Here is a 26127-nt window from a genome sequence, read left to right on the forward strand (position 1 = left end):
GTACCAGTGGGAGCCCGGCTTGCCGGCGATGGGCTGCGAAGCAGCCCCTGGGCATTCACCAGTTGTACGTCACACTCCCGTACACCGTGCGCTGCTGCCCATACTGGCAGCCCATGTCGCTGAAGCAGCCGGCCACGTACTCCTTGTCGAACAGGTTGCTGGCATTGAGCGCCAGCTCCACGCCCTTGAGCGAAGCGTCCAGCTTGCCCAGCTCGTAGCTGACCATGGCATCCACCAGCGCATAGCTGTCGACCTTGAAGCTGTTCTGCGCATCGCCATAGGTGCTGCCCACATAGCGGGCCCCCGCCCCCAGCCGCAGCCCGTTCAACGGCCCGCCCTGCAACTGGTAGTCGGCCCACAGCGAGGCCATGTGCTCGGGCGTGCGGAACGGCGTGTTGCCCTTGTTGCCGCGCTCGGACTTGGTGACTTCGACATCGTTCCAGGTGTAGCTGCCGATCAGGTTGAAGCCCGGCGCCAGCTCGGTCTTGGCCTCCAGCTCGACACCGCGTGAGCGCACCTCGCCCTCCTGGCGGCTGAAGCCGTTGATGTTCTCGGTCAGGTTCTGCTTGGTCAGCTCGAACACGGCAACGGTATACAGGCTGTTGCTGCCCGGCGGCTCGTACTTGAGGCCCAGCTCGTACTGCTTGCCGGTTTCCGGGTCGAGCTGGGTGCCATCGGCGGTGGTGCCCATTACCGGCAGGAACGACTCGCTGTAGCTGAGGTACGGCGCCAGCCCATTGTCGAACAGGTAGACCAGCCCGGCTCGGCCGCTGAATTTCTCGTCCTTCTGGGTTTGCGGAGCGCGGTCGTCCTTCTGGTTGGCGGCCCAGTCATAACGCCCGCCCAGCAGCAATACCCAGTTGTCGATGCGCAACTGGTCCTGCAGGTAGACGCCAGTCTGGGACAGTTTCTGTTCATAGCTGGCGAAGCTGAATGGCACAGTGTTCAGCGGCTGGCCGTACACCGGCTGGAACGGGTCGAAACTCTGCAGGATGAAGTCCAGCGACTGCTGCTGGTCGAACTTGCCGTTGTTGTAGTCCACGCCGGCCAGCAGCGTGTGCTCCAGCGGCCCGGTGGCGAAGTTGGCCTGCACATGGGTATCCACGGTGAACAGCCGGCCATCGCCCTTGCGCTGGTCGCTGTAGCGCGAGTACTGCCCGCCCCCGACCGGGCCGAACAGGGCGATTTCGCTGCTGGCCTGGCGGTAATCGCTGTAGCGCACGTTCTGGCGCAGGGTCCACACCTCATTGAAGTGATGCTCGAACACATAGCCCAGCGAGGTCTTCTCGTTGGTCATGAAGTCATAAGCGCTATCGCCCACATAGGTGTCACGGTCCAGCCGGCCACGCGGGTCGCGGAACACCGTGCCGCTGGCTGGCAACGCGTTGGCGAAGTTGCCGGTCTGGCGCTGGTATTCACCGAGCAGGGTCAGCTCGGTGTCGGCGCTGGGGCGATAGCTGAGCGCCGGGGCGATGTACTGGCGGCGGTTGGTGATGTGGCCGGTCTGGGCGTCGGCTTCGCGGAACAGGCCGGTCAGGCGATAACTCCAGATACCCTCGTCATCCAGCGCATCACCCAGGTCGAAAGCGCCTTGCTGGTAGTTCAGGTTGCCGGCTTGCAATTGCACTTGGTGCAAAGGCTGCTGGGTGGGGCGCTTGCTCACCAGGTTGATCTGCCCGCCGGGGTCTGAAGCACCGTACAGCACCGAACTGGCCCCACGCAGCACCTCGATGCGCTCCAGGCCATAGGGCTCTGGTGCGTCCCAGCCGAGAAACTCTGGCAGGAAGGTACGGGTGCCGTCACGTAGCATGCGCCCTGTACCTTGCTGGAAACCGCGGATGGACAACTGGTCGACGACGAATTGCGGCCCGGCCAGCTCGGTGTTGACCCCGGGCGTGTAACGCAGCGCCTGGGCCACGGTCTTGGGTTGCTGGGCCTCGATCTGCTCGCGGGTGATCACCGATACCGAGGCCGGGGTTTCGATCAGGGGCGTGTCGGTCTTGCTGCCGACCGACGAGCGCTTGGCCACATAGCCATCGTCCGGGCTCACCGAGCTGTAGGCCTGGCCGACGATCGAGGTCGCACCCAGCTCCAGCGCGCCGGACGATTGCCCGGCGGGCTCCAGGGTGACGCTGGCACTGCCGGTGGAGCGCCAGGTCAAGCCACTGCCCTGCAGAAGCTCGGACAGTGCTGCCTCTGGTTCATGCCGGCCGTTGATGCCAGGGCTGCTCTTGCCCTGCACCAGGTTGCCATCGAAGATCACCTGCAACCCACCCTGCGCAGCCAGACGGTTGAGCGCACTGGCCAGCGGTTGCGGGGCGATGTCGAACTCCCGCGGCTCGGCCAGGGCCAAGCCCGGCATCAGCGCACACAGCAACGAAAATGACGTCATCGACGCCCTGCGAAATTGCGCTCGGTCCATCAACACTCCCCCATTCAAATACGAAGCATTCGTTTTTGAAGAGGGATGACGGATGACTGCGATGGACCCGTAAAAATAGTTTTCGGCGCAGCCATCCACAGTGGTAAACGATCAGGGCTCAGTCACGCGCCTCAAACACCAGCAAGTAATCCGAATACCGGCGAATGTTCAACGCAAACGCCTGCTCCAAGGTCGCCAACCCTTCATCCAACCGGTCCAGCTGGAACGTGCCGCTGACCTTCAGCCCCCGCAGCTGCTCATCGCCAATAACCAGCCAGCCAGGCCGATACCGCTCCAGCGCCTTCAACACCTGCGCCAGCGGTGCCTGCTCGAACACCAGCCGCCCTTGCTGCCAGGCCAGCGCGCTGTCCACATCCAGCCCATGTTTGCTGCCCAGCCGACCCGCCTGCTGCCCCACCGCCTCCCCGGCCACCAGCTCGACCCGGTCCGACGCATCGCTGACCGCCACCCGGCCACGCTTGACGATCACGTCCACTGCCGAGCCCTCGCGGCTCACGGCATACACGGTACCCAGCGCCGTGGCCCGTACTTCGCCAGCCTGTACGGTGAACGGCCGTGCCGGATCATGCGCCACATCGAACACCGCCTCGCCCTTGCGCAAGGTAATCCGCCGCGCCTGGGCACTGACCTCGACATCCACCGCCGACTCGGCATCCAGGCTGATGCGCGAGCCATCAGCCAACGCCACAACCCTGCGCTCCCCTACCCCGGTGCGATAATCCGCGCCCCACTGCCCGTGCCAGGCCAGCGCCAAGCCGACACCCAGCACCAACACCGCCGCACTGGCCAGCGCCCATTGCCGGACCGGCGCATGTCGGTGCGCTGGAGCCTGAAGCTGCCCGCTCAACGCCCATACTCGCCGCGCCTCGACAAACGCCTGCTGATGCTCCGGGGCCAGCGCGCACCAGGCACGCGCCGCCTCGACATCGCCAGGCTGGACATTGCCCGAGGTCAGGCGCACCACCCAGGCCTGGGCAGCCCGGCGTACGTCAGGTGAAGGTTCGAGGGGGGCGGAAGGCTTGTGCATGGCCGTCAACGTTGCAAGCTCTGGCCCAGAAAGTCCAGCGCAATGGCCAGCTGCTTCTCGACCGTACTCAGCGAAACCCCCAACTGCTCGGCCACTGCCTTGTGTGCCATGCCCTCCAGGCGGCACAGCAGAAAAATCTCCTGGCAACGCGGCGGCAGGCGCTTCAACGCTTCCGCCATCAGCGCCAGCTCGCGCCGGGCAGCGACCTCGGCGAAGGGCTCGGGGCTTTCGCCAGTCACTTCGTACAAGTAGGCCATGCCGTCATCATGCTGGCCCCGTGTGCCACGGCTGCGGGTGTGGTCGATGACGAGGTTGCGGGCAATGCGGAACAGCAGGCTGCGCAGGTTCAGCACCGGGCCCTGGGGCGGCTGGCGCAGCATGCGCAGGTAGGTTTCCTGCACCAGGTCGGCGGCAGTGTCGGTGTTGCGCAGTTGCCGGTACAGGAACGCGCGCAACTCCCCGGCATGGGTCTTGAAAGCCAGTTCCAGCTCTTCGGTCTTCATGCTTGGGGGCGACCCGGGTTGGAGGAGGAAGTCGCTGACTTTAACGATAAGGGTTTTCATTTACAACGGGGCGAACGGGCGCATATCAGCTTGGACATATCCGGCAAATCACCTGACGAGCCTCCCTGCTACTGAGGCTGGAGAATGATACAGACGAGCGCATCCGGCTTGCGCTCGATGAGCTCAGGGGGCGCTTCAGCGGTTGGCACCACGGCAAACTTAGCACGTTGCAATATTCATCCCGCCGTCGTTTTGCCCTTTGAGCATCCGTATTCAGCGTTGCAGGATATAAGGGAATCCCGTACATTCATATGCATACAGTAATCGAGACGCCTACGTTTCAGAGAGCCGCTGCCAGATTGTGGTCTGACGATGAACGCGTGGCTTTCATCGACTGGATTGCGGTCAATCCGCTCGCAGGAGATGTCATACCCGGTGCGGACGGCGCACGAAAAGTTCGGTGGACCCGCACAGGGTCTGGCAAATCCGGCGGCACACGGGTGATTTACTTCAACTTGAACGAAGATGAAATTGTGCTGTTGCTAACGGTTTATGCAAAGGCCGAGCGTGCCAACATGAGCCCCGCTGAAATCAGCAAGGTGGTGTGAAATGCGTGACATCGATATTGAAAGTGTGGCCAAGGCCATTGAGGCTGATGCGGGTGAGCCCTTGCCTGACCTGCGCCAAGCGCTCAAAGAAGCCAAGATGGGCACCGGCCGCGTAACCACCCCGGAGCAGATTCTGGTTCGCCAGGCCCGCGAACGTTGTGGGCTGACCCAGGCTTCTTTCGCCGAGCGTATTGCCACTCCCGTAGCGACACTGCGTGACTGGGAGCAAGGCCGCTTCGTGCCGCCAGGCGGTGTGTTGTGCCTGATGCGCCTGATTCTCAAGCATCCCGAGTTGTCACAGGAACTGGCCACGATCTGACCACAGCTCCACTTGGGCCTTATCGCCGGCTTGCAGGCCGACGATAAGGCCTTGTCTCGCTCACAAGGCTTTCATTTCAGCAATATCACGCACCACCTGATCCGCAGAGTGGTCGAACATTGCCTGCTCCTGCGCATCCAGCGGCAACTCGATCACCCGCGCAAGCCCCTGCTCTGCCAGTACACAGGGCACACCCATGGCAATATCCTTGCGACCGTACTCGCCCTCCAGAATCGCAACTGCCGGCAAAATACGGTTTCGCCCATTGGCGATGGCATCCACCATCTGGGCAATGGCCACGCCCGGCGCATCGCAGGCGCTGCCCAGCTTCTTCAAGCCCAGGATCTCGCCGCCGCCCTTGCGTGTGCGCTCTACGATCCGCTCTATCTGCTCACTGGACAAGAAGTGAGACAACGGCACCGACCCGACCTGGCAGTAGCGCATCAGCGGCACCATACTGTCGCCATGCCCGCCCAGTACCAGCGCCGTGATATCCCGGGCAGAAAACCCGGTTTCCTCGGCAATGAAACACTTCATGCGTGCGGTATCCAGTACCCCCGCCTGCCCAAACACCTTGTCGCGCCCCAGCCCGCTGAGGCTCCAGGCCCGATAGGTCAGCACATCCACGGGGTTCGACACCACCAACACCGTTGCCGCCGGTGCATGGCGTTTGATATCCGCCATGATGCCATCGAGAATTGGCAGGTTGATGCTCAGAACATCCTGACGTGACTGACCAGGCTTGCGCGGCACACCTGCGGTTATGACGACCAGCTCGGAGCCGTCCAGCATTTCGGCCTTGGCCCCGCCGTAAACCCGCGTATCGGAGCCTGACTCCACAGCAGCTTGCCACACGTCCAGCGCCTTGCCCTGTGCCAGCTCACCCTGCACGTCCATCAACGCCAACTCACGGCACAATTCTTCCCGGGCAATGATCTGCGCCGCCGCTTCGCCGACCAAGCCGGCACCCACAATCGTTAGTTTTTTCACCTCACACCTCCCAGCGGCGCGCGCCACCAGGAACACGCCTGCAATACAGGGAAGTATTGCCCGCTGAAGCAAAAAGGCCACCCGAAGGTTGATGTCCGAGACGAAAGCGCCGACTGAGTCAGGTGCAGGGCTATGACCAAGACCTCATCAAAGCACCATGGGTACCACTGACCGGGTCTTGTTCAGGGCCGGGCACCGCGGCGATTCGCGCCAGCGCCTGCCGGTGCGCTGCGCTGTCGGGCCGTTGAATGTCATAGTCTTCCTGCCCGCGAGGATAGGCGCCGACCACCAGGAAATCATCGCTGCTCTCGACGCAACGATGGCCCGTTCCTGCCGGCAGCACCAGCACATCGCCCCGTTTCACACTCACGGTCTGCCCTGATTCCCCGCCGAGCGTCACCCGCGCCCGCCCGCAGGCGATGCCCAATGCCTCGTGAGCGTTGGGATGAAAGTGGTGGTAATCGAAGATCCCGGCACGCCACAGCGGCGTCCATTGGTGAGCCGCAAACAGCGCTTCGAAGGCACTGGCAGTATCCTGCGACGAGTCAATCTGCAAGTGATAGAGCAACACCGGGAAGCGGCTGTTCGGCGTTGCGCCGTCGTCTTCGAAATGCAAGGTCTGCGCGGTGGCACCAGCTGTGTCGATAGCCTTCATGATGCGCCTCCTGGTCCTGTGGTCCGTTCACTTGCGAACCCGCAGCCTGGTACAAGGTTCCACTCGGAAGACCTGCGCGCATACGCTTGAAACTTTCCCGCCCCGCGCCAAGTCCAGACGCCTATCGGTCACAGGACGGGAGAAGACAATGACCAGCACGGTAGGCGACTTTCTGGTGGAGCGCTTGTATCAGTGGGGTATACGGCGCATCTTCGGTTACCCCGGCGACGGCATCAACGGCGTATTCGGCGCGCTGAACCGGGCCGAAGGCAAGATCGAATTCGTCCAGGCCCGCCACGAGGAAATGGCCGCCTTCATGGCCAGCGCGCACGCCAAGTTCACCGGCGAACTGGGTGTGTGCATCGCCACCTCAGGCCCCGGTGCTTCGCACCTGCTCACGGGTCTGTACGATGCACGCATGGACCACCAGCCGGTGCTGGCCATCGTCGGCCAGCAGGCACGGGCAGCGCTTGGCGGGCATTACCAGCAAGAGCTGGACCTGTTGTCGATGTTCAAGGACGTCGCAGGTGCATTCGTCCAGCAGGCGTCGACGCCGGAGCAAGTGCGCCACTTGCTCGACCGCGCAATACGTACCGCCGTCGGCGAACGCCGGGTCACCGCCATCATCCTGCCCAACGACCTGCAGGACTTGCCCTACCACGAGCCGGCAAAGGCTCACGGCACGGTGCATTCCGGCATCGGCTACAGCAAGCCCAAGATCGTGCCCTTCGAGCAAGACTTGCAGCGAGCTGCCGAGGTACTCAACGCCGGGCGCAAGGTGGCAATCCTGGTGGGGGCCGGCGCCCTGCAGGCTTCCGAGCAGGTCATCGCAGTGGCTGAGAAGCTTGGCGCTGGCGTGGCCAAGGCACTGCTGGGCAAGGCCGTGCTGCCCGATGACCTGCCCTGGGTCACCGGAGCCATCGGCCTGCTCGGGACCGAGCCCAGCTACCAGTTGATGAACGAGTGCGACACCTTGCTGATGATCGGCTCCGGCTTCCCTTATGCCGAGTTCCTGCCCAAGGAAGGCCAGGCCCGTGGCGTGCAGATCGACCTGCAGCCGGACATGCTCAGCCTGCGCTACCCGATGGAGGTCAACCTGGTCGGCGATGCCAGCGAAACCCTGCAAGCACTGCTGCCGCTGCTTGAACACAAAGGCGAGCGACGCTGGCGCGACAAAATCGAAAGCTGGCGCGCGCATTGGGACAAGACTTTAGAGAAACGCGCGTTGGTCAAGGCCGACCCGATCAACCCGCAGCGCGTGGTACACGAACTCTCCCCTCGCCTGCCCGACCACGCCATAGTCACCAGTGACTCCGGGTCCTGCGCCAACTGGTTTGCCCGCGACCTGCAGATCCGCCAGGGCATGCAGTGTTCGTTGTCCGGCGGGCTGGCCAGTATGGGCGCGGCGGTACCCTATGCCATCGCCGCCAAGTTCGCCCACCCGCGGCGCAGCGTGGTGGCACTGGTAGGCGACGGCGCGATGCAGATGAACAACCTGGCCGAGCTGATCACCGTGGCCAAGTACTGGCGGCAATGGGACAACCCACAGTGGATCTGCGCGGTGTTCAACAACGAAGACCTCAACCAGGTGACATGGGAGCAACGGGTGATGGAGGGCGACCCTAAATTCGAGGCCTCGCAGTCGATCCCCGATGTGCCTTATCACTTGTTTGCCATTTCCATCGGTTTGCAAGGCATCTATGTGGAGCGGGAAGAAGATATTGCTGGCGCCTGGGAACGCGCGCTGGCGGCTGAGCGGCCGGTGTTGATCGAGTTCAAGACCGATCCGGACGTTCCGCCTCTACCGCCACACATCAAACTGGAACAGGCGAAGAAGTTCGCCAGCACCTTGCTCAAGGGCGATCCGGACCAGGCCGGGGTCATCGTGCAGACAGCCAAGCAAGTCCTCAGCTCGGTACTGCCGGGCAAAAAATGAGGTTCTTCAGGCAATGTCGGGAAGCGGCGCTCGATCTCGCCGGGTTCGTCATCACCCATGCACAACGCAGGCGCCGCTGAAGCATCGTCTTTGAACTTCGAGCCAAGTCAAAGGCCTCCCATTTCAGGTCTATGGAAAATGGAGATTCAACCATGAGTGCACAACTGAACGGCAAACGCGTGGCCTTTCTGGTCACCGATGGTTTTGAACAGGTAGAGCTGACCGGCCCTCGCGAGGCCTTGGAAAAAAACGGCGCTGTAGTGGACATACTAGGCGACAAGGAAGGGACTGTACGCGGCTGGAACCACGACAAGCCCGCCGACGAATTTGTCGTGGATGCAACCTTCGACAGTGCCCACCTCGATCTTTACGATGCCCTTGTGCTGCCTGGCGGCGTACAGAATTCCGATACCATTCGCCTGATACCCGGCGCCCAGAAACTGGTGAAAAGTCACAATTCGGCAAGCAAGCCGCTGGCAGTAATCTGCCACGGTGCCTGGCTGCTGGTGTCGACAGGCCTGGCCAAGGGCAAGCGGATGACGAGCTACAAGACCTTGCAGGACGATATTCGTAACGCTGGTGGTAACTGGGTAGATGAAGAAGTGGTCGTGGACGGCAACCTGATCACCAGCCGCAAGCCGGACGATATCCCAGCCTTCAACGAGCAGTTGATCAGGGCTCTGGCTGGCTGAGTGTCCACTTTCCGCGTATTGGCCCCCTGTCGTGCGTAAACACCGTTCCGGGGGGCCACGCTCCAACCGCGCACCGCTCGTCGTACCAATTGCGCATTGAAACCAACGCACAGGGGCCAGATGTTTCGAACCGGTATGAGCGTTCTCAACTGCAGGAGCTTCTACCATGCGAGACTTTCCCACTCCCCCCTTCCCGTCACAGCCGCAAAACGTTCCAGGCTCCCAACGCAAGATGGAGCCGTATCCAGACTGCGGTGAGCAGTCGTATACCGGCCACAACCGACTAGAAGGCAAGATTGCGCTGATTACCGGCGCTGACAGCGGGATTGGGCGGGCGGTAGCCATTGCCTATGCCCGCGAGGGTGCCGACGTTGCCATCGCCTATCTCAATGAGCACGAAGATGCACAAGAGACCGCACGCTGGGTCGAGGCCGCGGGCCGGCAATGCCTGCTGTTGCCCGGCGATCTTGCGCAGAAGCAGCACTGTTATGACATCGTCGAAAAGACCGTCAAACAATTCGGGCGTATCGACATCCTGGTCAACAACGCGGCCTTCCAGATGTCGCATGAGACCCTGGAAGAGATCGACGATGATGAATGGGTAAAAACCTTCGATACCAACATCACCGCTATCTTCCGGATCTGCCAAGCGGCACTGCCTTCCATGCCGAAGGGCAGCTCGATCATCAACACCAGCTCGGTCAACTCCGACGATCCTTCCCCCAGCTTACTGCCCTATGCCACGACCAAGGGCGCGATTGCCAACTTCACGGCTGGGTTGGCCCAGTTGCTTGGCAAAAAGGGCATTCGGGTCAATAGCGTGGCACCTGGGCCCATCTGGACGCCCTTGATCCCGGCTACCATGCCCGACGAGGCGGTGAAAAACTTCGGCTCCAGCTACCCCATGGGACGTCCAGGGCAGCCCGTTGAGGTCGCGCCGATCTACGTGCTGCTTGGCTCCGATGAGGCCAGCTACATCAGTGGGTCACGTTACGCTGTCACCGGCGGTAAACCGATCCTGTGACGAAAAAGGCTTTGCGGCCCATCGCCGGCAAGCCAGCTCCCACAGGGATTGCACATGGCTTGCGGCTAGTGCTGTCATTGTGGGACCGCATCAGCCTCAAGGCCTGTGCAGTATCTGTATGTGGCTTGCCGGCGATGAGGTCAGTCCAGGCAATACAAGACAGTTGCTCCCACAAGGATCGCACAGTTCCTGAATTCTGCACGGTACCTGTGGGAGCTGGCTTGCCGGCGATGGGCTGCGCAGCAGCCCCAGTTCGTGTTACCCGTGATCGCGTGCGGTTTTTTGTGCCGTGGAGTCATGGGATGTACCGGTCGAGCCATCCGGGCGACGGGCATCATTGTCCCGTTCCTGTTCGCCGTTCGACCTTGTTTGCGAGCCTGCTTTCTGCTGCGAATGGGCTTCTTTGTTCATGCTGTTCTCCTACCCTTTGCTATGTTCTGGTGAGGTCGGCCCGGTTCCGCGCTTGATCCCACGAGGGCCGGCGACACCCCAGATGGCCAGCCCTACCACCGGCAGAACTACCAGAATCAAAGACCACATCACTTTCGTTGCGTCAGACTTGTCGCTCCGGAAAACGCTGACGATTGCCCACAGGTCAACCAGTAGGATGATCGCTGCTACGGCAATCCAGAAGTAAGTCACAGGATCGTTCATGATCGCCTCTCCCTATTGCCAACTGAAATGGCTGCATCGCTGACCTCACGACTGCCGCCCCTGTACACAAGGGAAGCCAGCGCACTGGGCAAAGTTCAGGCTAGGTTCGCTGGATGGGATGGACGGGCAAAGATGCGATGAACCAATCAGCGCCGGATTGCGTCCATCGTAAAACAACAAGCGAGTCGATTCTGGAATGGCAACCGAACCCGTGTTTACCGCGCTCGGCTATCTCAAAGACAACAAGCTGATCTTGACTACAGCGGAGTCGTGCACTGCGGGTTGCATGGTGGCTTTGCTGGCGGCGCTGCCCGGTACCGGGGAGGTGCTGGAAAGTGGCTATGTCGTCTACTCCCCCAGCGCCAAGAAGCGCTTGCTGGGCGTTAACGCCGAGACCATCGAACGCTATGGCCTTACCAGCGAGGCAGTAGCGTGGGAAATGGCCTTGGGTGCATTGCGAGACAGCGATGCCAACGTGGTGATTGCCACCACTGGCGTAGCTGGGCCAGCCCCTGAGTCAGGCGTACCACCGGGCACCATGTGTTTTGCCTGGGGGTTCGCCGGCGAGCCAGTAGCCGTTTTTACTCTGACCCAACGTTTTTTCGGCGAGCGCGCTGAGGTAATGCGACAAGGGGCGCTCTTCGGGCTGACCCGACTTCCCCACTATCACCAACGCTGGCTGCGAGGCGAGCGCGCCTGAGGGCAAGTGAGATGCCGGAAGATGAGCTGGTATCCAGGAGTCATCCCGTTCAAGAAGACATGCCGATGCAGCAGCGTGTTTGGCGTTTCGAGCGCGTTGGGTGGTACGTGCTGGTGGTCATCGTGCTACTGGCTTTGGCAGGGCTATTTGGTAACGGCCCGTTAAGCGATGCCGAGGTGGTGAGCCAGGATGGTCGGGTAAAAGTCGAGTATCAGCGCCTCAGCCGCAGCGGTACGACCGACAGCCTTTTCATCACCGTCCAGGGCCCCCCTGGCCAGCCGGTGATGGTGGAGCTCGAGGGTACGCTACTTCGCCAAGCCAGTATCGAGACGTTACAGCCAGAACCACTAGTTTCGATGTCGCATGGCCCGGCCCTGTTGCTGCAGCTGGGTACCAGCAATGACGGCATGGCAACCTTGTACCTGACGCTACGCAGTGAGCACGTGGGTATCTTGGAAGGCATCGTAAGGGCGGGCAGCAACAGCGCAGTGCACTTTTCCACATTCCTTTACCCCTAGGAGTGCGTCATGGATTCGATCCTCCGCGCAGCCGGGATGTACCTCGCCCTCATGCTGCTATTTCGCGTGGCCGGGCGGCGCTCGCTGGCCGACCTGACCACCTTCGACTTCATCTTGCTGCTGATCATCGGGGAAGCCACCCAGCAGGCACTCCTGGGTGAGGATTTCTCGTTCACCAACGCCATGCTGGTGATCGCGACGCTGATCGTTCTGGACGTGGGCCTATCGCTGGCGAAACTCAACTCCAAGCCCTTGGCCAGGCTTCTGGATGGGCACGCGACCTTGGTCGTTGAAAACGGGCGATTCCTCCACCAGCGAATGCGTCGGACGCGCCTCACGGAGGACGATATTCTTGAATCAGCGCGGGACAGCCAAGGTATCGAGAACATCGAGCAGATCAAATTCGCCATCGTCGAGCGCAATGGCAAGATCTCAATCATTCCCGCAGATTAAGGCGCCGAGTTCCGGCTCATTAAGTGCCAGCCATCGTGAGCGTTGAACCCTGCCGCTTGGCAATGACTCAACCACAGGCAAGTTCGTGTATCCAGTCCGTGATGAGGTTACGCCATGAACGCTATCGACTTACTGATTCAAGACCACAAGCTGGTGAAGAAGCTCCTCGAAGAACTGTCGGCCACCACGGAGCGAGCGGTGAAAAAGCGGGCCGAATTGCTGCAAAGGATCGAGCAGGAGTTGCAGATTCATACAACGCTTGAGGAGGAAATCCTCTACCCAGCCATCAAGGAAGCTGGCGGCAAGGAAGAAGCGAAAATGTACTACGAGGCCAAGGAAGAACACCGGACTGTCGACTCCCTCGTCATCCCCGACCTCCTCCACACCGAAACCGGCACTGTCGAATTCGCCGGGCGGGTCAAGGTCATGAAAGAGCTGTTGGAGCATCACATCGAGGAGGAAGAAGGCGAGCTGCTCCCGACGGCCAAGAAACTGCTGGGCAAAGACATTCTGGAGCAGCTTGGGCAGACCATGGAAACACAGAAAAAGATGCTCAAGAGCGAGCAGCGCGCCGCCTGATGAAGCAATGGCCTGCCAGCGCCAGCGACGCTGGCAGGCATGCACCTTCAGCCATTGAACACGCAGTTGGGAAAGACTTCATGGAACATTGGATCGGGTTGTTGGAGTGGCCAGCCATGGTGATGACCGTGCTGGCAGCATGGTGCATCGGCTCCCGTCGGCCGGGCAGAAGGAAGATCGGCTTCTGCTGTTTCATCGCAAGCAACGTGCTATGGGCCGTGTGGGGCTGGCAAGCAGAGGCTTGGGCGTTGATCATCCTGCAGTTCTGCCTCTGCGCCATGAATTTGCGAGGTTGGCGGAAGAACACGCAGATGGAGGTTTGTGGATGACGAAGGCCACTTCGCTCAGATCGAAACGCCCCGCTGCCGATCATGAAGAGCAATAGATAGTCATGTGCCGCTAGCCCTGCGCAAGATCGAGAAGGCCAAGGCCCGCGACGTGCCGCACCTGCTCATCGGTATCCAGGATTGCCATCGGCGGTGGTGGTATCGATCTGACCGTAGACCTCTTCAAGGGCCTCTTCAACAGCAGCCCGAAGCTCAGGACGCTGATCAAGCAGACGCTCAACGGGTGTGTAGTTCAGCACCGGTGGCTGCACGCCCCGCCAGCGGAAGCCATCAAAGTTTGCGCAGATGCCTGCGACAGCGACGTCGGGCGCTTGCTGCATAAGCCAGTCGAAATCCTCAAGGTAACCCAAGGCTTTTATGCACCAGTTGCGGGTCGGCTGCTCACAGGACTCAATAGCCTGCCGGCGCAGGGCCTGGATGACGGGCTCATCAGCCATGCCAGCCAGCCCAAGAATACGCGCGGCAGCGGTAGGCGCTTTATGCCCGTTGAGCTGCTCGATAAGCGCAGCCTGTGCGGGACGGCCATTGGCAATCAGCCAGCGCTCTGCGTCCTCCCCTGAAATGCCATCCAAACAATGTAAGCGGCTGACGTAGTATGCGACCTGCTCGGCGAGCGGCAAGGCAGCGACTTCGCGCCGGGTGTTTTCAATGGCCAGCTCGACAGGGAAATTATCCTCGAACTGCTGGCGGGTCATGCTGCGCTTGGCCAAGGCCATATAGCCAGCAAAGTCATGAAAAATCACCACGAAGCCAGGCGTCACACCAGGATGCTGAGCGAAATGGCGGCCCAGCGCCCTGGCGGCACGGCTAACGGTGACCAGAAAGCGCTGCTCAGCCGCTTGCCATTGGCGCGGCCCAAGCCGATTGGCGTGGGCTTGCAGTTCCTCATCAAGCCGCGTGAACGGCTCACCAGCGCAGATTTCCCAATCCCAGCGCCAGTCCGCCGGGTTCCACTTCACCGAACTGAAGCTTTCATCTTCCTCGTCGGGGTAGTCTTCGCTGAGTGCTTGCAGGCTGTTTGCGGCAAAGCTGGGCAGTGCCAGAACCGCCTCTTCCTCTCGGTAGCTGGCATGAAACGCCGCGGCGTACAAAGGGCTGCCCTCCTCATCGAGCAGCGTTTGCAATACCTGCCTGGCGGCTTCGAATAGCGCCTGTTCCAGAGCTTTCCAATTCATCATCAAGTTCCTTGCTGACAATTCCAATAGTTGCATGCCGGAGTGAGTTGATACCCTGTCAGCGTTCAACCGTTGTCTGTGTGGCGAGCCATTTGTGAACGGCCTGCGTCCCGCACCATCAGGCCCCGCAGTTGATCACGTCATCACACTTTGCGCGAAGCACTATTCGATTTCCGGCTTTGAACAACCCGGCACAGGAGCCTGACCTACATGGAAGAACGCGACGTCACCCCATTGATCTGGAACATCATCCACGAACACCTTGCCGCCGCAACGCCGTGGGATTGGCACGTCTATGCCGACGGCTCGAACTACAGCGACAACCTACCGGGGTTGAAATGGCTACTGGACCAGCCCTCGCTGGAGCTGGCTACGGCGCTCACTGTCTATTGGAACCTGGGCGCCGCCTGGTATGTGGCCTATGAAACCGTGGAGCAGGCAGACAACCCTGAAACGTTCGCGCTTCTGCGGCTCATCGAAGATCGTGTCCAACGCGGCTTCTACCAAGGCCGCAGCCTCTGGTTCGACCCAATGCAGTCGGAAAGCGCAACGCCCAACGACTACCCCGACCAACCCGTCAACCGTCCCATCCCTGCCATGATGTTGCAAGTGGTCGATGGCACCGAATACTACGACCGAGACTTGGTGCAAGACGAGTACGAAGAAGGTTTGCCGCCAGCCGTAGCCCAGCGGATTTATGACCTGTTCGATTGAAGGACTTTGGCTCAACTCGGTTGACGGTGCCGCCCCAGGGGGCATGTTCGCATTCGCTTCCCCTTGTTGGTCCATGGATCAGGTCACCTGGCGCAGCGAGGCGGTGGTTCATCTCGTGAAGTTTCCGGGCGATCACCGCCCTGCTGCGCTCGAGCTTGTGGTGGATTGCGCCAATCAAACGGCAGTCGTGGGGTCAGCTGCCGCATGCACGCTTGCCGAGATTGGCCAGGCACTGGACGCCGCTATCGACCCGTTGCTGCCGGTGAGCCGAACAGCAATCTTTGTGGGAGCGGGCGTGCCCGCGAAGAATCCAACGCGGAGCCTGGCACCGGCTGCGCCGGTGTTCGCGGGCACGCCCGCTCCCACAGAGTGCGCATCGCGCTCACGAAACCAGTTATTTTTCAGTGTCTGCAACGGGTCGTATAGCGACGATCAAACCTTGACCGTCGCTATATGCTTTCAGACCTCCGTCTGCTCCGCCATTTCCAATACGTCATCGACCTCGATACCTAGGTATCGCACCGTGCTTCCAAGCTTGGTATGGCCGAGCAGAAGCTGAACTGCTCTCAGGTTCTTTGTCCTGCGATAGATCAGCGATGCTTTCGTACGTCTCATGGTGTGGGTGCCGTCGAAATGGTATTCATGGCATGTCCTCCATGTGAGGGAGGACAAGGATGGTCAACTCGACCCAGAGGCGCTAACCGACCCATAACGAACAATTCCTAGGTTGTTCGGCTAGAGAGCGAAGCGTCAAGGGACTGAACAATAAAACGCCGCAGACCATCAACCGCATTCGATCCCTGTGACGCCTTGCTTCGGTAGACAGCAACATTCATGGGTTCGAGCGGTCTCAGCCCATGCGCGGCACCTAGTATCTGGAGATGCATGGGAACACTGCACCGAGTGAGAACAGCCACTGCCAACCCGCTTTCAACCGCCACGATCTGCCCAGCAAGACTGGAGCTGTTATAGACCACCTTGTAATCGCGTCCTTGCCTGGCCAAAGAGCTAAGTGCGCCGAGGCGAGCCAAGCTTCCCGCTTCGTAAACGGCAATTGGCAGCGGATCTCGCGTCCAGAGTTCGAACTGGGGCGACCCCACCCAGACCATGGGCTCCTGGAAAAGCACCGAACCTCGTCGAGCGTTATCGCTGGAGATCAGGGCTAGGTCAAGGTCGCCACTTTCTACTTGTGGTATCAGTGTTGTGGATTGCTCACACGTCAGTTCAATCTCCACCCCCTCATGCCTGGGAGCGAACCGCTTGAGTATCGGCGTGAGGTAATGTGCTGCATAGTCTTCTGCCACTCCAAGCCGAACTCGTCCAGTGAGCATCTCACCGTGAAACGCTGCCTGGGTTTGGGCATGCAGCGCGAGCATGCGCCGCGCATAGCCCAGTAGCATTTGCCCATCCTCGGTCAAATCAAGTTGGCGTGGGCCACGCTTGAGAACCTCGCGGCCAAGTGCCGCTTCCAGTTTCTTGAGTTGCATACTGACTGCGGACTGGGACCGGTGCACCTCGATCGCCGCGCTGGACAACGAGCCGGTATCAACGGCGGCGACAAAGCACTTCAGCCAGTCGATCTGCAAATCGCGAGGCGACATAATGTACTCTTAAGGCATTCGATAATCGAATATTTAGGTGCCATATTATTCGCTTTTCGTCCAGCATGTTCAGCCTGATGATGCTCAGAATCTGAAACCCTGGAGACATCATGCAGCTCGATACCTGGTTCCTTTATCTGATGACGTGCTTCGGTATCGCAGTGGTCCCCGGACCGAATGCGCTACTGGTCCTTACCCATGGCGCCTTACACGGAAGAAGCAAAACTCTCTTCACAATCAGCGGGGGCGTGATCGGCTTCGTCGGGATGATCGCGCTCTGCGTGCTTGGCCTAGGCGCACTGCTTCAGGCTTCGATGCTGTGGCTGACGGTATTGAAGATCGTCGGCGGGCTCTACCTGATTTGGCTAGGGGTCAATCTGTGGCGATCAGAACCGATTACGCTGGCCAATAAGGCTAACTCTAACTCTGGCAGCTGGTCGTTTTTCTATCAGGGGCTGCTCAGCGCGGTTTCCAACCCCAAAGCACTGCTGCTGTTCACGGCATTCATCACACCCTTCATCGATCCGCGAGGAGATCTTGTGGCCCAAGCTGCGATTCTGTCCGTCACATATGCCGTTGTGGAGTTTGGAGTTGAACTAGGCGTTGCAAGTGCTGCGCACAAAGTGAGGCCTTGGCTGGCTCGGGCGGGGCGTCGATTCAATCAGGTCTGTGGAGGGTTCTTCGTGATCTTCGGTGTGTTGATTCCAGCGCATTAGCAATGATCATGTGACGCTTGGTCGAAAGCGGACACTCGTGTCTAGCGGGAAATCCCGGCAAGCAGATCCGCATCCTGCCTCGCCTGTTCGCTCAACCATTGCGACACTGCGCGGAACCTGGCGACATGTCCAGCATCCTTGTGACTGAGCAACCACAGTTCTCGCTGCGACTCTGGTTCCTGTTGTAGCCGGATAAGGTTCGACCGATCACCGACAAAGCACGGCAGAAGAGCGACACCAACCCCGGCTTCGCAGGCGTGTGCAATCATCGAGATGTTGGTCAGCCGAATCCTTTGTTTGGGTCCGATTTTCGCGAGCCACTGCATCTCTGCCAACTTGGCAAATTCGTCCGGGAAGGATAGCCAGGGAAGAGTCGGCCACTCCTTGCGCGAGGTGCCGGAAAAGTTCTTTGTCCCGTACACCGCAAAACCCAATGTCCCGATTTTGCGCATCCGCAGGGCAGCGTCTGCGGTCGGTCTGTTGAGGCGAATGGCCAGATCGGCCTCGCGTCGGGTGAACGACAGTTCGCGAAAATCACCGATGAGGTTCAAATCAAGGCGAGGATGCTCGGCCAACAATTGCGGCACGTGACCGGCCAACCAGTGACTGAGCAGAACGTCGATGGCGGTGATGTTGACCACACCGGAGATGTCCTGGGCCTCCTCTTTGCTTTCCAGCAGCATCGTCTTGACCCGATCGGCGATGGTGTCGGCATGCGCCAGGAACACCTTTCCTGCTTCGGTTGGTTGATAGCCGGCATGGTTACGGATGAACACTCTGATACCCAGCGCCTGCTCGGCTGCCGCCAACCGCCGGCTCACAGTAGACGTCACCAGGCCCAGGTCGCGCGCCGTCTGGGCCATGTTGCCTGACTCGGCGAGCTTCAACAGCAGGGGAATATCGTTCCAGTCGAAATTCATGAGGCTCCACCCAAGCAAACGTTGCGCCAATTACGTTGCTTTTGCGCAACGCCTGATTGCTATCGTAGCTATTTTCGCAACGACGGGCGAAGCGTAAAAAGTGCCCATCGGACAACATCAGCGCCAACATACACAGGACGGCACGACTTCGATCCCACAGGAACACAGCCCATGAACACTCAGTTCGACACTTCCCTCAGTCAGGCCGCCACCACCAAGACCAACTACGTGCAGATTAACGGCAACCGCATCGCCTACCGCGCCATTGGCTCAGGCAGTCCGATCGTATTGGCCAACCGGATGCGCGGTACGCTCGATACCTGGGATCCGCTTTTCCTCGACACCCTGGCTGAGCACCACACCGTCATCACATTCGACTATCCGGGCGTCGGTTATTCGACCGGCATACTCCCCGAAGACATCGAGCAGGTCGCGGGTTTCGTCGATGACTTCGCCACGGCCATCGGGCTGGACAAGTTCGCCATGCTAGGCTGGTCGTGGGGCGGCTTCACCACCCAGACTCTGCTGCTCGACCAACCGGAGCGGGTGACCCACGCTATTCTAGTAGGTACCAATCCTCCCGGACCGGGCCAGCTGCCGATCCAGCAGGTATTCATCGAGCGTGCCATGAAGCCGGTGAACGACCTGGACGACGAAGAAGTGTTGTTCTTCGAACCGAAATCCGCCTTCAGTCGCGCGGCGGCCAAGGCCTCCCGTGAGCGCATCTACTCCCGCCCTGATGTGGTGTCGAAGATTCCTTCACGGATGGAGCAGTTCATGGTTTACCTGAAGGCCGCCGAGGTCTTCGGTGAAGACGCTTCGGGGCGCCGCGCACGGCTGACCCAGGTTCGCACACCAATGCTGGTGATCAGCGGTGATAACGACACCAGCACTGCGGGGCAGAACTGGTTCCCGCTGATCGGCCAGTTGCGCAACGCGCAATTCGTCTTCTATCCCGAAGCCGGGCATGGCCCGCAGCACCAGTACCCGGAGCTGTCTGCGCAATACATCGCCGATTTCATCTCTCGCACATCCAAATAGACCTGAGGAGGGACACGCCATGCGTTATCGCATCTTCGGCAATACCGGCCTCCGGGTCTCTTCATTGGCGTTGGGTACCGGCAACTTTGGTAAGGGCTGGGGTTACGGTACCGACCGGGAGGAAGCCAGTAGGATATACGCACGTTACCGCGAGGCTGGTGGCAACTTCATCGATACGGCGGATCAGTATCAGTTTGGCCAGTCGGAAATAATGCTCGGCGAGTTCATTGCCGCTGAACGCGATGACATCATTCTTGCCAGTAAATTTTCCCTCGGCGATTCGCCAGACGCTGGCCTCCAGCGCTCCGGCAACAGCCGCAAGGCCATGTTTCGCTCGGTCGAAGCCAGTCTCGAACGCTTAAAAACGGATCGCATCGATCTACTGTGGGTGCATATGCCCGACGCAGTGACGCCCATCGATGAAATCGTTCGTGGTCTCGACGACCTGGTGCGTTCTGGCAAGATCCTGTATGCAGGGTTGTCGGACTTTCCCGCATGGCGGATCGCTACCGGCGCTACCCTGGCCGAGCTGCGTGGCTGGTCGCCCATTTCCGCTGTTCAATTGGAATACAGCTTGGTGGAACGGTCGGCCGAGCGTGAACTGCTGCCGATGGCTGCGGGGTTCAATCTGGGGACTGTAGGCTGGTCTCCGCTGGGGGGTGGTTTGCTTACTGGCAAGTACCGCAAAGGTGAAACAGGTCGGGCCCAAGGGCTGGGTGCGGTTATCCATGGCGAGAGCGATCAGCGCAAGGTCGCGACCGTGGATGCTGTGTTGGCAATTGCCGCAGAGACGGGGTACTCACCAGGCCAGGTCGCCATTGGATGGGTACTCGCCAAGGGAATACTGCCGATCATTGGGCCGCGTACCGACGAGCAGCTCGTCGACAACCTCGCCGCGCTGAAGGTTCGGCTGACTCCGACACAACTCGACCGGCTGGAGAGCGCTAGTGCTGTCAGTCTCGGCTTCCCACACGATGTAGTGGCTGCTTCGGCAGCCATGCTTGCAGGCGGGAAGCTGGAGCTGATCGATGTGCCGAACAGGGCTATTCGCTGATTTAGAACCTGTGATGGCTCTGATGTGGCGCTCATAACCAATTTTGTTGAGGTGGCAAAATGATCGATTGGGGCCTTTAGACTCAGTAGAGAGTATGCTCGCCGCTATTGCTCGCAAGCGGCGCGTATTTTGAAAGACCGCTGTGGGTCGGAAGCGGCCGGTCGTGAATGACCGCTTTCGACCCATAGCAGACGCTGAAAAATAACTGGTTTCATGAGCGCGATGCGCACTCTGTGGGAGCGGGCGTGCCCGCGAACACCGGCGCAGCCGGTGCCAGGCTCCGCGTTGGATTCTTCGCGGGCACGCCCGCTCCCACAAAGATTGCTGTCCGGCTCACCGGCAGCAACGGGTCGGAAGCAGCCGATCGTGAGCAACTGCTTCCGACCCAGCGCTGCCCCTCACCGCGGACATCTAACGGCCAAAAAGCAGAAAATCAAAGTGGTCCTAAAATCGGTTTATACCCGTTTCACCCAACTACCGGCGCATGCTCGGCCATCAATTCGGTAATCCAGTCGATAAACACCCTCACCTTGGCGCTGACATGGCGGTTCGGCGGAAATGCCAAGTACATCGGCATTGGCGACATCTGCCAATCGTCAAACAGCGCCAGCAGCTCACCGCTGGCAAGGTGCGGTTTGGCCATGTACTGCGGTAGCCAGAGCATGCCAAGGCCAGCCAAACCGGCAGCAAGGTAGGCATTGCCGTCGTCTACGGTCAGCTGCGGGCGGCCTTGAGCTTCCATGCGCTCCTCGCCCCGATGCATCGCGTAGGGCAGAGTCTTGCCGGTACGCGACCAAAGAAAACCTACGGTCTTGTGCTGGCCCTCCTCCAACTCACGGGGGTGCTTCGGCGTCCCGAAGCGCTGCAAATAGCCGGGCGCGGCATAGATGCCGAGCTGCAAATCGCCCACATGCCTGGCCACCAGGGACTGATCGGTGATCTCGCCACCACGCACCACGCAATCGACGTTCTCGCTAATGATGTCGACGACGCGATCGCTCGCGCCCAGTGTCAGTTGAATGTCCGGATAACGCGCAAAGAACCCCGGCAAGGCGGGTATCAACAGGACGCGCGCCAGTGGGCTAGGAACATCCACCCGAAGTCGCCCGCGCGGCACCATCGACGCACTGGACACGCTGGTCTCGGCGTCGTCCATGTCGACCAGCAGCCGGACCACGCGTTCGTAGTAGGCCGCCCCGTCGGCGGTAACATTCACTTTGCGCGTGGTGCGGTTGAGCAGGCGCACCCGCAGCCGCGCTTCCAGTTGCTGAACCAGTTGCGTCACGGTGGTCTTGCTCATGTGTAGGGTCGCAGCGGCCTTGGTAAAGCTGCCAGTTTCCACCACCCGGGCAAACGCCTGCATTGCATCGAAACGGTCCATTTCACGTCTCCCTCGCGCCTGGATTGTTTGGATTATACAAACAGTCCTGACCAGAGCTGCCCATTTATCCAGGTCCAAGGCGGTTCTTATAGTGACGTCAACATAGACACCGAGCCGCAATGGCCCAGAACGAGGTATGCAATGTCCAGCAAACGTGATGCCGTTTTCCCGCCTGACCGCCATGCACTGTATGAGCTTCACCGCTACTCGCCAGCGATTCGGTCCAACGGTTTTCTGTTCGTGTCCGGCCAGGTCGGTAGCCGCAAGGATGGCTCGGCCGAACCGGACCTGGCGGCGCAAGTGCGCTTGGCCTTCGCCAACCTCAACGCGATCCTGGCCGAGGCCGGCAGCAGTTTCGACGATGTGGTCGATACGACCATCTTCATGGTCGACCCCGATTCGAAGTTCGAAACCATCTGGGAGGTGGCGTCCGATTATTGGGGCGAAGCGCCGTACCCAACGGTGACTGCAATTGGTGTGACCTGGCTGTCGGGCTTCGACTTCGAGATCAAGGTGATTGCGAAACTACCGTAACGGAGCTAGCCAGAACATACCGCCGAGGGCTAATGGGCGACCATCTTCTTGCTCCTGAAGCGTACCTCGACGGGCGGTCGATTTCTGCTAGATGTCGCCGTTCGCTCTTGACCATTAGCTGCCCGTGGTGAGGGGCAGCTTGGATCGATAGCTGCCTCTCGCAGCCCCGCCCCTAAGCTAACGAGCACTCATGGTTACAGCAACTCAAGGGTGCCGAGATCCTCGAAGTGCAGATAACGCAGGGCGAGAGCGGTTTTCATCTTCGATCTTCCTGTTAAAACCCACAGTAGTTGCCGGCCAACTCGATGCGTCCGAAGCTTGCGCCAGCGTCCTGCGGGGTGATTGCCAGCAGGCGATCCAGGCGTATTTCCTGCCTGCCGGCGTCGCCTTGTAGAACAAGAAACTCTTCCTTGCTAGGCGCCGTGCGCGTATCCAGTGCCCTGGCGACGAAGCTCGGGCCTTCGAGCAACTCGACCCGCAGGCGGTAGCCATGCATGCAGGCAATCTCCAGAAAGTCGTGCAGATCGCAGTTCAGGGGCTGGTACGTGGTCATGGTGCGGGTCTCCTATAAGCTTTGCAGCAGGATGATGTAGTAGCCCTGCCGGGCAATCGCTGCCGCGACCTCCGGGTGGGCCGGTTCGCTGTGACAGAACTGGCAACGGCTCTGCGAAACATCTGCCTGGGCAACGCCGCGGCTGGCAAGCCAGTCGCGGGCGTAGCGGGCGGCGAGCGCCTGGTCGTTGCCTTCGATAAGCACGTCGAAGTGCAGATACCCCCCTTCGGTCGTGCGCACATGAGTATCGAAGACCTGGACGTTCACGGCCTTCTCCTTACTTCAGCTCGTCTATGGAGGCGCCGAAGTTCAGGTGTAGCACCTGGCCCTCGACCACTAGCGCCGGGACCGACCTGACGCCGGCCTCCTCGGCTTCGACAACTCGTTGTGGCTGGTCGCCAAGGTGAACGACCTCAACCTTTACCTGTGGATCTAGCAGGTTGAGCAGCGTCTGCTCGGCGGAAACGCAAACGGGGCAGCCAGCATGGTAGAAGCGTGCAGTAGTCATTTCTGATCTCCCTTGATTAATTGGTATCGATTCGATACTGATTTGAAGGCTACTCCAGCATCGCAATTTGTCAATATAGTTTTTAATCGATACTATATTTCGACAGGAGTGATGATATGACCGCGACTACCTTCTTCGACCTGCTCGAACGCCTGACCAGCCTGATACGCATCTGGAATCGCCAGCATCCGCTGCTGGCTGAGCTGCAGCCAATCCAAGTCAGTGCGTTGATTTATCTGTCGCGTTGCAACCGCTACTCGGACACCCCGCTAGCGGTCACCGAATACCTGGGGTTGACCAAGGGCACGGTGTCGCAGTCGCTCAAGGCGCTGGAGGCCAAGGGCCTGATCGAGAAGCGGCAAGACCCGCTGGATCGACGCAGCGTGCATTTGCAGCTGACCGCGCCGGCGCGGTCATTGCTGGAGGCGGTAGCGCCGCCGCAGTTCCTGACCACCGCACTGGCGGGCATGGGCGAGCGGGCGCAGGCGTTGGAGCTATTATTCGGTGACCTGTTGCGGCAGATCCAGCGTGACGAAGATGTGCCGGGGTTCGGCCTGTGCAAGACCTGCCGCTTTCACCAACAGCGCGATGGCCTGCCGTTCTGTGGTCTGACCCAGGAGCCGCTGCAGAGCAGCGATATTGAACTGATCTGCCGTGAACACCTTGCAACGGAGGCCACATGAATCTGCCCGTGCTTTACCTCGACACACTGCTCACCGGCCGCGCGCAAGACTTCACTCGCCCGGGTTCACGCAGTGCCATTGCCAAGTCGCCCCGTGAAGAAGAACTATGCATTACCGCCTTCGGACTGGCGGGCGATGAACAGGGTGATCTACGGGTGCATGGCGGCGTCGACAAGGCCATACATCATTACCCACGCGAACACTACGCGAACTGGGCCACCGAACTGGGCGAGCATCCTTTGCTCACAAGGGCGGGTGCCTTTGGCGAGAACTTCAGTACTACGGGCTGGACCGAGGAAGACGTGCACCTGGGTGATCGTATCCGCGCCGGCACGGCGCTGCTGGAGGTGTCCCAGGGACGCATGCCGTGCTGGAAACTCAGCGACCGCTTCGGCATCAAGGATCTGGCCCTGCGCGTGCAGCAGTCCGGGCGTACCGGGTGGTACTATCGGGTGTTGGAAGAGGGGAAGGTAGCAGCAGGCTGCAGGCTGCAACTGGTCGAACGCCTTCATGGCAACTGGTCGCTTGCGCGGCTGGCCGAGGTGCTGTTCGACAGACAGGTCGAGCCGGGCCTGTTGCGCGAGTGCTTGACCCTGCCGCTGACCCCGTCCTGGCGTCGCAACCTGGAGCGGCGATTGGATAAGAGCGAGGTCGAGGACTGGAATCCGCGCCTTCAAGGCAAGGACAGCTACCCTTAGCCGGAAGTGGCATACCAAAGTCGCATACCGGCCAACGGCTTTCTAAATAGCACAAATATGCAAGAGCTGAAGCGCAGAGCCGGCCACCGTCGATGCTCAACAATCACCTAGCCGGTTTTCCGGGGGTTCCATGAGCGGACTCATATGCCCTGATTTCGACGAATTTGAAGAGGCGCTGTATGGCGTGGCGGGCCGCTATGTACTCCGCACCCGACAACAACGCAACTGGCGCCTTGAGGTAGTTGACCTCGACGGCGTGGCGCTGATGTTTGGTTGTGAAGGAGCAGGCACTGTGTACAGCGGCATAGGTCTGAGTGGCTTCTTCAATATATTCCTGCCCCTGAGCCGACATGAGTCCACCGTGGTGGATGGCAAGCGCATGGACAGGCATCGGCTTGGCTGGATGGTGCCGGAGGCAATGTTCCACATCGATGCCATGCAACCGGGCAGCTGGATGACAGTGGCAATGTCTTGTGAGCTGGTTCTGGCATGGGCACAACTGCATGAGGACGAATTCGACCCAAGTATTCTCCTGCGAAATCTTGTGGTGGTTGCTCAGTACGATTTGAAGCCGCTGATCAGTCTGGCCCTGCGTCTACGCAGGATCGATCAGCAAGTGCCAGAGCAGCTTGATGCTCCGCAGGCGAAGCAGGCTGCCCGCCAAGAGATGCTTGATCTGGTTTTCCATAGCATGTTTCCGCTGAGGCGGGCACAGGCCAGCCAGGCCGGACACCAGCGGATCTTGAGGCAGGCGCTGGAACTATTGGAAATGGCGCAAGATTCTCCAATACACGTCAGCGATCTTTGCCGCGCCACTCATGCTTCGGAGCGTACTCTGCGCAATGTCTTTACCCGCTATCTCGGTGTCAGCCCGCATCGCTATCTGATGACTCATCGCCTCCAGGCTATACGCCGCGCCATGCTACGTGCCGCCCCGGACACCACCATCAGCGAAATATGCGGGATGTACGGTGTTTGGGACTTCGGCCGCTTTGCCGGCCTGTACCAGAACTACTTCGGCGAGCTGCCGTCGCAGACAAGGCGCCATCGCTATGCGCCACAAGCTGATGTGGCGCTTCCTGACTGATATTGCGCAGCAAC

At 60.2% G+C, this 26127-nt stretch carries 32 protein-coding genes and 1 pseudogene; 18 read left to right on the forward strand and 15 right to left on the reverse strand.

Annotation, left to right across the window (positions count from 1 at the left end):
• Positions 1 to 55: 55 nt before the first annotated feature.
• The 3 genes from TZ03_RS04630 to TZ03_RS04640 form a co-directional block, all read right to left on the reverse strand.
• A complete protein-coding gene (locus TZ03_RS04630) occupies positions 56 to 2392 on the reverse strand; it encodes a TonB-dependent siderophore receptor (RefSeq protein WP_051096029.1) in 2337 nt (778 codons plus the stop codon).
• A 148-nt stretch (positions 2393 to 2540) separates the two neighbouring features.
• Positions 2541 to 3470 carry a FecR family protein gene (locus tag TZ03_RS04635; protein ID WP_051096030.1) on the reverse strand — a complete coding sequence of 310 codons (930 nt, stop codon included), beginning with the start codon at positions 3468 to 3470 and terminating at the stop codon, positions 2541 to 2543.
• Positions 3471 to 3475: 5 nt separating this feature from the next.
• Positions 3476 to 3973, reverse strand: coding sequence for an RNA polymerase sigma factor (locus TZ03_RS04640; protein WP_051096031.1), 498 nt, complete (start codon positions 3971 to 3973; stop codon positions 3476 to 3478).
• A 380-nt stretch (positions 3974 to 4353) separates the two neighbouring features.
• Here TZ03_RS04640 and TZ03_RS04645 point away from each other — a divergent pair, with 380 nt between their 5' ends.
• The gene (locus TZ03_RS04645; protein ID WP_236692775.1) at positions 4354 to 4581 is read left to right on the forward strand and encodes a type II toxin-antitoxin system RelE/ParE family toxin; all 228 of its coding nucleotides are present in this window, start codon (positions 4354 to 4356) and stop codon (positions 4579 to 4581) included.
• A 1-nt stretch (position 4582) separates the two neighbouring features.
• Positions 4583 to 4900 (forward strand): helix-turn-helix domain-containing protein, encoded by a 318-nt coding sequence (locus tag TZ03_RS04650; RefSeq protein WP_051096033.1) that lies wholly within the window; start codon positions 4583 to 4585, stop codon positions 4898 to 4900.
• Between the two features lie 60 nt (positions 4901 to 4960).
• Here the strand turns inward: TZ03_RS04650 and TZ03_RS04655 are convergent, their stop codons facing one another.
• Complete coding sequence (locus TZ03_RS04655) at positions 4961 to 5890, reverse strand: malate dehydrogenase (RefSeq protein ID WP_051096034.1); 930 nt, start codon at positions 5888 to 5890, stop codon at positions 4961 to 4963.
• 130 nt (positions 5891 to 6020) lie between these two features.
• Positions 6021 to 6545 carry a cupin domain-containing protein gene (locus TZ03_RS04660; RefSeq protein WP_051096035.1) on the reverse strand — a complete coding sequence of 175 codons (525 nt, stop codon included), beginning with the start codon at positions 6543 to 6545 and terminating at the stop codon, positions 6021 to 6023.
• Between the two features lie 148 nt (positions 6546 to 6693).
• On the opposite strand from TZ03_RS04660, the gene TZ03_RS04665 reads away from it, so the two are divergent.
• From TZ03_RS04665 to TZ03_RS04675, 3 genes are all read left to right on the forward strand, one after another.
• A complete protein-coding gene (locus TZ03_RS04665) occupies positions 6694 to 8481 on the forward strand; it encodes a thiamine pyrophosphate-requiring protein (protein WP_051096036.1) in 1788 nt (595 codons plus the stop codon).
• Between the two features lie 152 nt (positions 8482 to 8633).
• The gene (locus TZ03_RS04670) at positions 8634 to 9173 is read left to right on the forward strand and encodes a type 1 glutamine amidotransferase domain-containing protein (protein WP_051096037.1); all 540 of its coding nucleotides are present in this window, start codon (positions 8634 to 8636) and stop codon (positions 9171 to 9173) included.
• A gap of 166 nt (positions 9174 to 9339) precedes the next feature.
• Positions 9340 to 10197 carry an SDR family oxidoreductase gene (locus TZ03_RS04675; RefSeq protein WP_051096038.1) on the forward strand — a complete coding sequence of 286 codons (858 nt, stop codon included), beginning with the start codon at positions 9340 to 9342 and terminating at the stop codon, positions 10195 to 10197.
• A 258-nt stretch (positions 10198 to 10455) separates the two neighbouring features.
• Here TZ03_RS04675 and TZ03_RS31205 read toward each other — a convergent pair whose 3' ends face one another.
• Entirely contained in the window at positions 10456 to 10608 is a 153-nt protein-coding gene (locus tag TZ03_RS31205) for a hypothetical protein (RefSeq protein WP_177328433.1), read from the reverse strand.
• Positions 10609 to 10617: 9 nt separating this feature from the next.
• Positions 10618 to 10851 carry a PLD nuclease N-terminal domain-containing protein gene (locus TZ03_RS04680; RefSeq protein WP_051096039.1) on the reverse strand — a complete coding sequence of 78 codons (234 nt, stop codon included), beginning with the start codon at positions 10849 to 10851 and terminating at the stop codon, positions 10618 to 10620.
• A 196-nt stretch (positions 10852 to 11047) separates the two neighbouring features.
• Here TZ03_RS04680 and TZ03_RS04685 point away from each other — a divergent pair, with 196 nt between their 5' ends.
• The 5 genes from TZ03_RS04685 to TZ03_RS04705 all read left to right on the forward strand — a co-directional run bounded on the left by TZ03_RS04685 (position 11048) and on the right by TZ03_RS04705 (position 13430).
• A complete protein-coding gene (locus tag TZ03_RS04685; RefSeq protein ID WP_051096040.1) occupies positions 11048 to 11551 on the forward strand; it encodes a CinA family protein in 504 nt (167 codons plus the stop codon).
• Between the two features lie 65 nt (positions 11552 to 11616).
• Positions 11617 to 12069 carry a hypothetical protein gene (locus TZ03_RS04690; RefSeq protein WP_082056546.1) on the forward strand — a complete coding sequence of 151 codons (453 nt, stop codon included), beginning with the start codon at positions 11617 to 11619 and terminating at the stop codon, positions 12067 to 12069.
• A gap of 9 nt (positions 12070 to 12078) precedes the next feature.
• Positions 12079 to 12522 (forward strand): DUF421 domain-containing protein, encoded by a 444-nt coding sequence (locus tag TZ03_RS04695; RefSeq protein ID WP_051096042.1) that lies wholly within the window; start codon positions 12079 to 12081, stop codon positions 12520 to 12522.
• Between the two features lie 114 nt (positions 12523 to 12636).
• Entirely contained in the window at positions 12637 to 13101 is a 465-nt protein-coding gene (locus TZ03_RS04700; RefSeq protein ID WP_051096043.1) for a hemerythrin domain-containing protein, read from the forward strand.
• Between the two features lie 80 nt (positions 13102 to 13181).
• Complete coding sequence (locus TZ03_RS04705; protein WP_051096132.1) at positions 13182 to 13430, forward strand: hypothetical protein; 249 nt, start codon at positions 13182 to 13184, stop codon at positions 13428 to 13430.
• A gap of 122 nt (positions 13431 to 13552) precedes the next feature.
• On the opposite strand, the gene TZ03_RS04710 is transcribed toward TZ03_RS04705, so the two are convergent.
• Positions 13553 to 14626, reverse strand: coding sequence for a DUF4303 domain-containing protein (locus tag TZ03_RS04710; protein ID WP_160297737.1), 1074 nt, complete (start codon positions 14624 to 14626; stop codon positions 13553 to 13555).
• A gap of 207 nt (positions 14627 to 14833) precedes the next feature.
• Here TZ03_RS04710 and TZ03_RS04715 point away from each other — a divergent pair, with 207 nt between their 5' ends.
• The gene (locus TZ03_RS04715; protein ID WP_051096045.1) at positions 14834 to 15337 is read left to right on the forward strand and encodes a DUF4274 domain-containing protein; all 504 of its coding nucleotides are present in this window, start codon (positions 14834 to 14836) and stop codon (positions 15335 to 15337) included.
• 459 nt (positions 15338 to 15796) lie between these two features.
• Here TZ03_RS04715 and TZ03_RS04720 read toward each other — a convergent pair.
• Both TZ03_RS04720 and TZ03_RS04725 read right to left on the reverse strand, forming a co-directional pair.
• A pseudogene (locus TZ03_RS04720) lies at positions 15797 to 15964 on the reverse strand (integrase); the annotation flags it as partial.
• Between the two features lie 95 nt (positions 15965 to 16059).
• Positions 16060 to 16938 (reverse strand): LysR family transcriptional regulator, encoded by an 879-nt coding sequence (locus tag TZ03_RS04725; RefSeq protein ID WP_051096047.1) that lies wholly within the window; start codon positions 16936 to 16938, stop codon positions 16060 to 16062.
• 110 nt (positions 16939 to 17048) lie between these two features.
• On the opposite strand from TZ03_RS04725, the gene TZ03_RS04730 reads away from it, so the two are divergent.
• Positions 17049 to 17654 carry a LysE family translocator gene (locus TZ03_RS04730; RefSeq protein WP_051096048.1) on the forward strand — a complete coding sequence of 202 codons (606 nt, stop codon included), beginning with the start codon at positions 17049 to 17051 and terminating at the stop codon, positions 17652 to 17654.
• A 41-nt stretch (positions 17655 to 17695) separates the two neighbouring features.
• On the opposite strand, the gene TZ03_RS04735 is transcribed toward TZ03_RS04730, so the two are convergent.
• The gene (locus TZ03_RS04735; RefSeq protein ID WP_051096049.1) at positions 17696 to 18574 is read right to left on the reverse strand and encodes a LysR family transcriptional regulator; all 879 of its coding nucleotides are present in this window, start codon (positions 18572 to 18574) and stop codon (positions 17696 to 17698) included.
• A gap of 171 nt (positions 18575 to 18745) precedes the next feature.
• On the opposite strand from TZ03_RS04735, the gene TZ03_RS04740 reads away from it, so the two are divergent.
• Together TZ03_RS04740 and TZ03_RS04745 are read left to right on the forward strand one after the other, a co-directional pair.
• Entirely contained in the window at positions 18746 to 19615 is an 870-nt protein-coding gene (locus TZ03_RS04740; RefSeq protein ID WP_051096050.1) for an alpha/beta fold hydrolase, read from the forward strand.
• A 19-nt stretch (positions 19616 to 19634) separates the two neighbouring features.
• Positions 19635 to 20669 carry an aldo/keto reductase gene (locus TZ03_RS04745; RefSeq protein WP_051096051.1) on the forward strand — a complete coding sequence of 345 codons (1035 nt, stop codon included), beginning with the start codon at positions 19635 to 19637 and terminating at the stop codon, positions 20667 to 20669.
• Positions 20670 to 21135: 466 nt separating this feature from the next.
• Here the strand turns inward: TZ03_RS04745 and TZ03_RS04750 are convergent, their stop codons facing one another.
• A complete protein-coding gene (locus TZ03_RS04750) occupies positions 21136 to 22050 on the reverse strand; it encodes a LysR family transcriptional regulator (protein WP_051096052.1) in 915 nt (304 codons plus the stop codon).
• Between the two features lie 141 nt (positions 22051 to 22191).
• Between TZ03_RS04750 and TZ03_RS04755 the strand changes: the two genes are divergently transcribed.
• Positions 22192 to 22584 carry a RidA family protein gene (locus TZ03_RS04755; protein ID WP_051096053.1) on the forward strand — a complete coding sequence of 131 codons (393 nt, stop codon included), beginning with the start codon at positions 22192 to 22194 and terminating at the stop codon, positions 22582 to 22584.
• 274 nt (positions 22585 to 22858) lie between these two features.
• Here the strand turns inward: TZ03_RS04755 and TZ03_RS04760 are convergent, their stop codons facing one another.
• The 3 genes from TZ03_RS04760 to TZ03_RS04770 are packed head-to-tail and all read right to left on the reverse strand — an operon-like array spanning position 22859 to position 23645.
• The gene (locus TZ03_RS04760) at positions 22859 to 23137 is read right to left on the reverse strand and encodes a Rho-binding antiterminator (RefSeq protein ID WP_051096054.1); all 279 of its coding nucleotides are present in this window, start codon (positions 23135 to 23137) and stop codon (positions 22859 to 22861) included.
• A gap of 12 nt (positions 23138 to 23149) precedes the next feature.
• On the reverse strand, positions 23150 to 23404 hold the full coding sequence (locus TZ03_RS04765) for a DUF2024 family protein (protein ID WP_051096055.1): 255 nt from the start codon (positions 23402 to 23404) through the stop codon (positions 23150 to 23152).
• A 10-nt stretch (positions 23405 to 23414) separates the two neighbouring features.
• A complete protein-coding gene (locus tag TZ03_RS04770) occupies positions 23415 to 23645 on the reverse strand; it encodes a glutaredoxin domain-containing protein (protein WP_051096056.1) in 231 nt (76 codons plus the stop codon).
• Positions 23646 to 23761: 116 nt separating this feature from the next.
• Between TZ03_RS04770 and TZ03_RS04775 the strand changes: the two genes are divergently transcribed.
• The 3 genes from TZ03_RS04775 to TZ03_RS04785 all read left to right on the forward strand — a co-directional run bounded on the left by TZ03_RS04775 (position 23762) and on the right by TZ03_RS04785 (position 26113).
• The gene (locus TZ03_RS04775; protein WP_051096057.1) at positions 23762 to 24328 is read left to right on the forward strand and encodes a MarR family winged helix-turn-helix transcriptional regulator; all 567 of its coding nucleotides are present in this window, start codon (positions 23762 to 23764) and stop codon (positions 24326 to 24328) included.
• The gene (locus TZ03_RS04780) at positions 24325 to 25026 is read left to right on the forward strand and encodes an MOSC domain-containing protein (RefSeq protein WP_051096058.1); all 702 of its coding nucleotides are present in this window, start codon (positions 24325 to 24327) and stop codon (positions 25024 to 25026) included. Before TZ03_RS04775 ends, TZ03_RS04780 begins: the two co-directional genes overlap by 4 nt.
• A gap of 130 nt (positions 25027 to 25156) precedes the next feature.
• The gene (locus TZ03_RS04785) at positions 25157 to 26113 is read left to right on the forward strand and encodes a helix-turn-helix domain-containing protein (RefSeq protein ID WP_051096059.1); all 957 of its coding nucleotides are present in this window, start codon (positions 25157 to 25159) and stop codon (positions 26111 to 26113) included.
• Positions 26114 to 26127 lie beyond the last annotated feature (14 nt).

It is taken from the genome of Pseudomonas sp. 10-1B (assembly GCF_000935045.1).
GTDB lineage: Bacteria > Pseudomonadota > Gammaproteobacteria > Pseudomonadales > Pseudomonadaceae > Aquipseudomonas.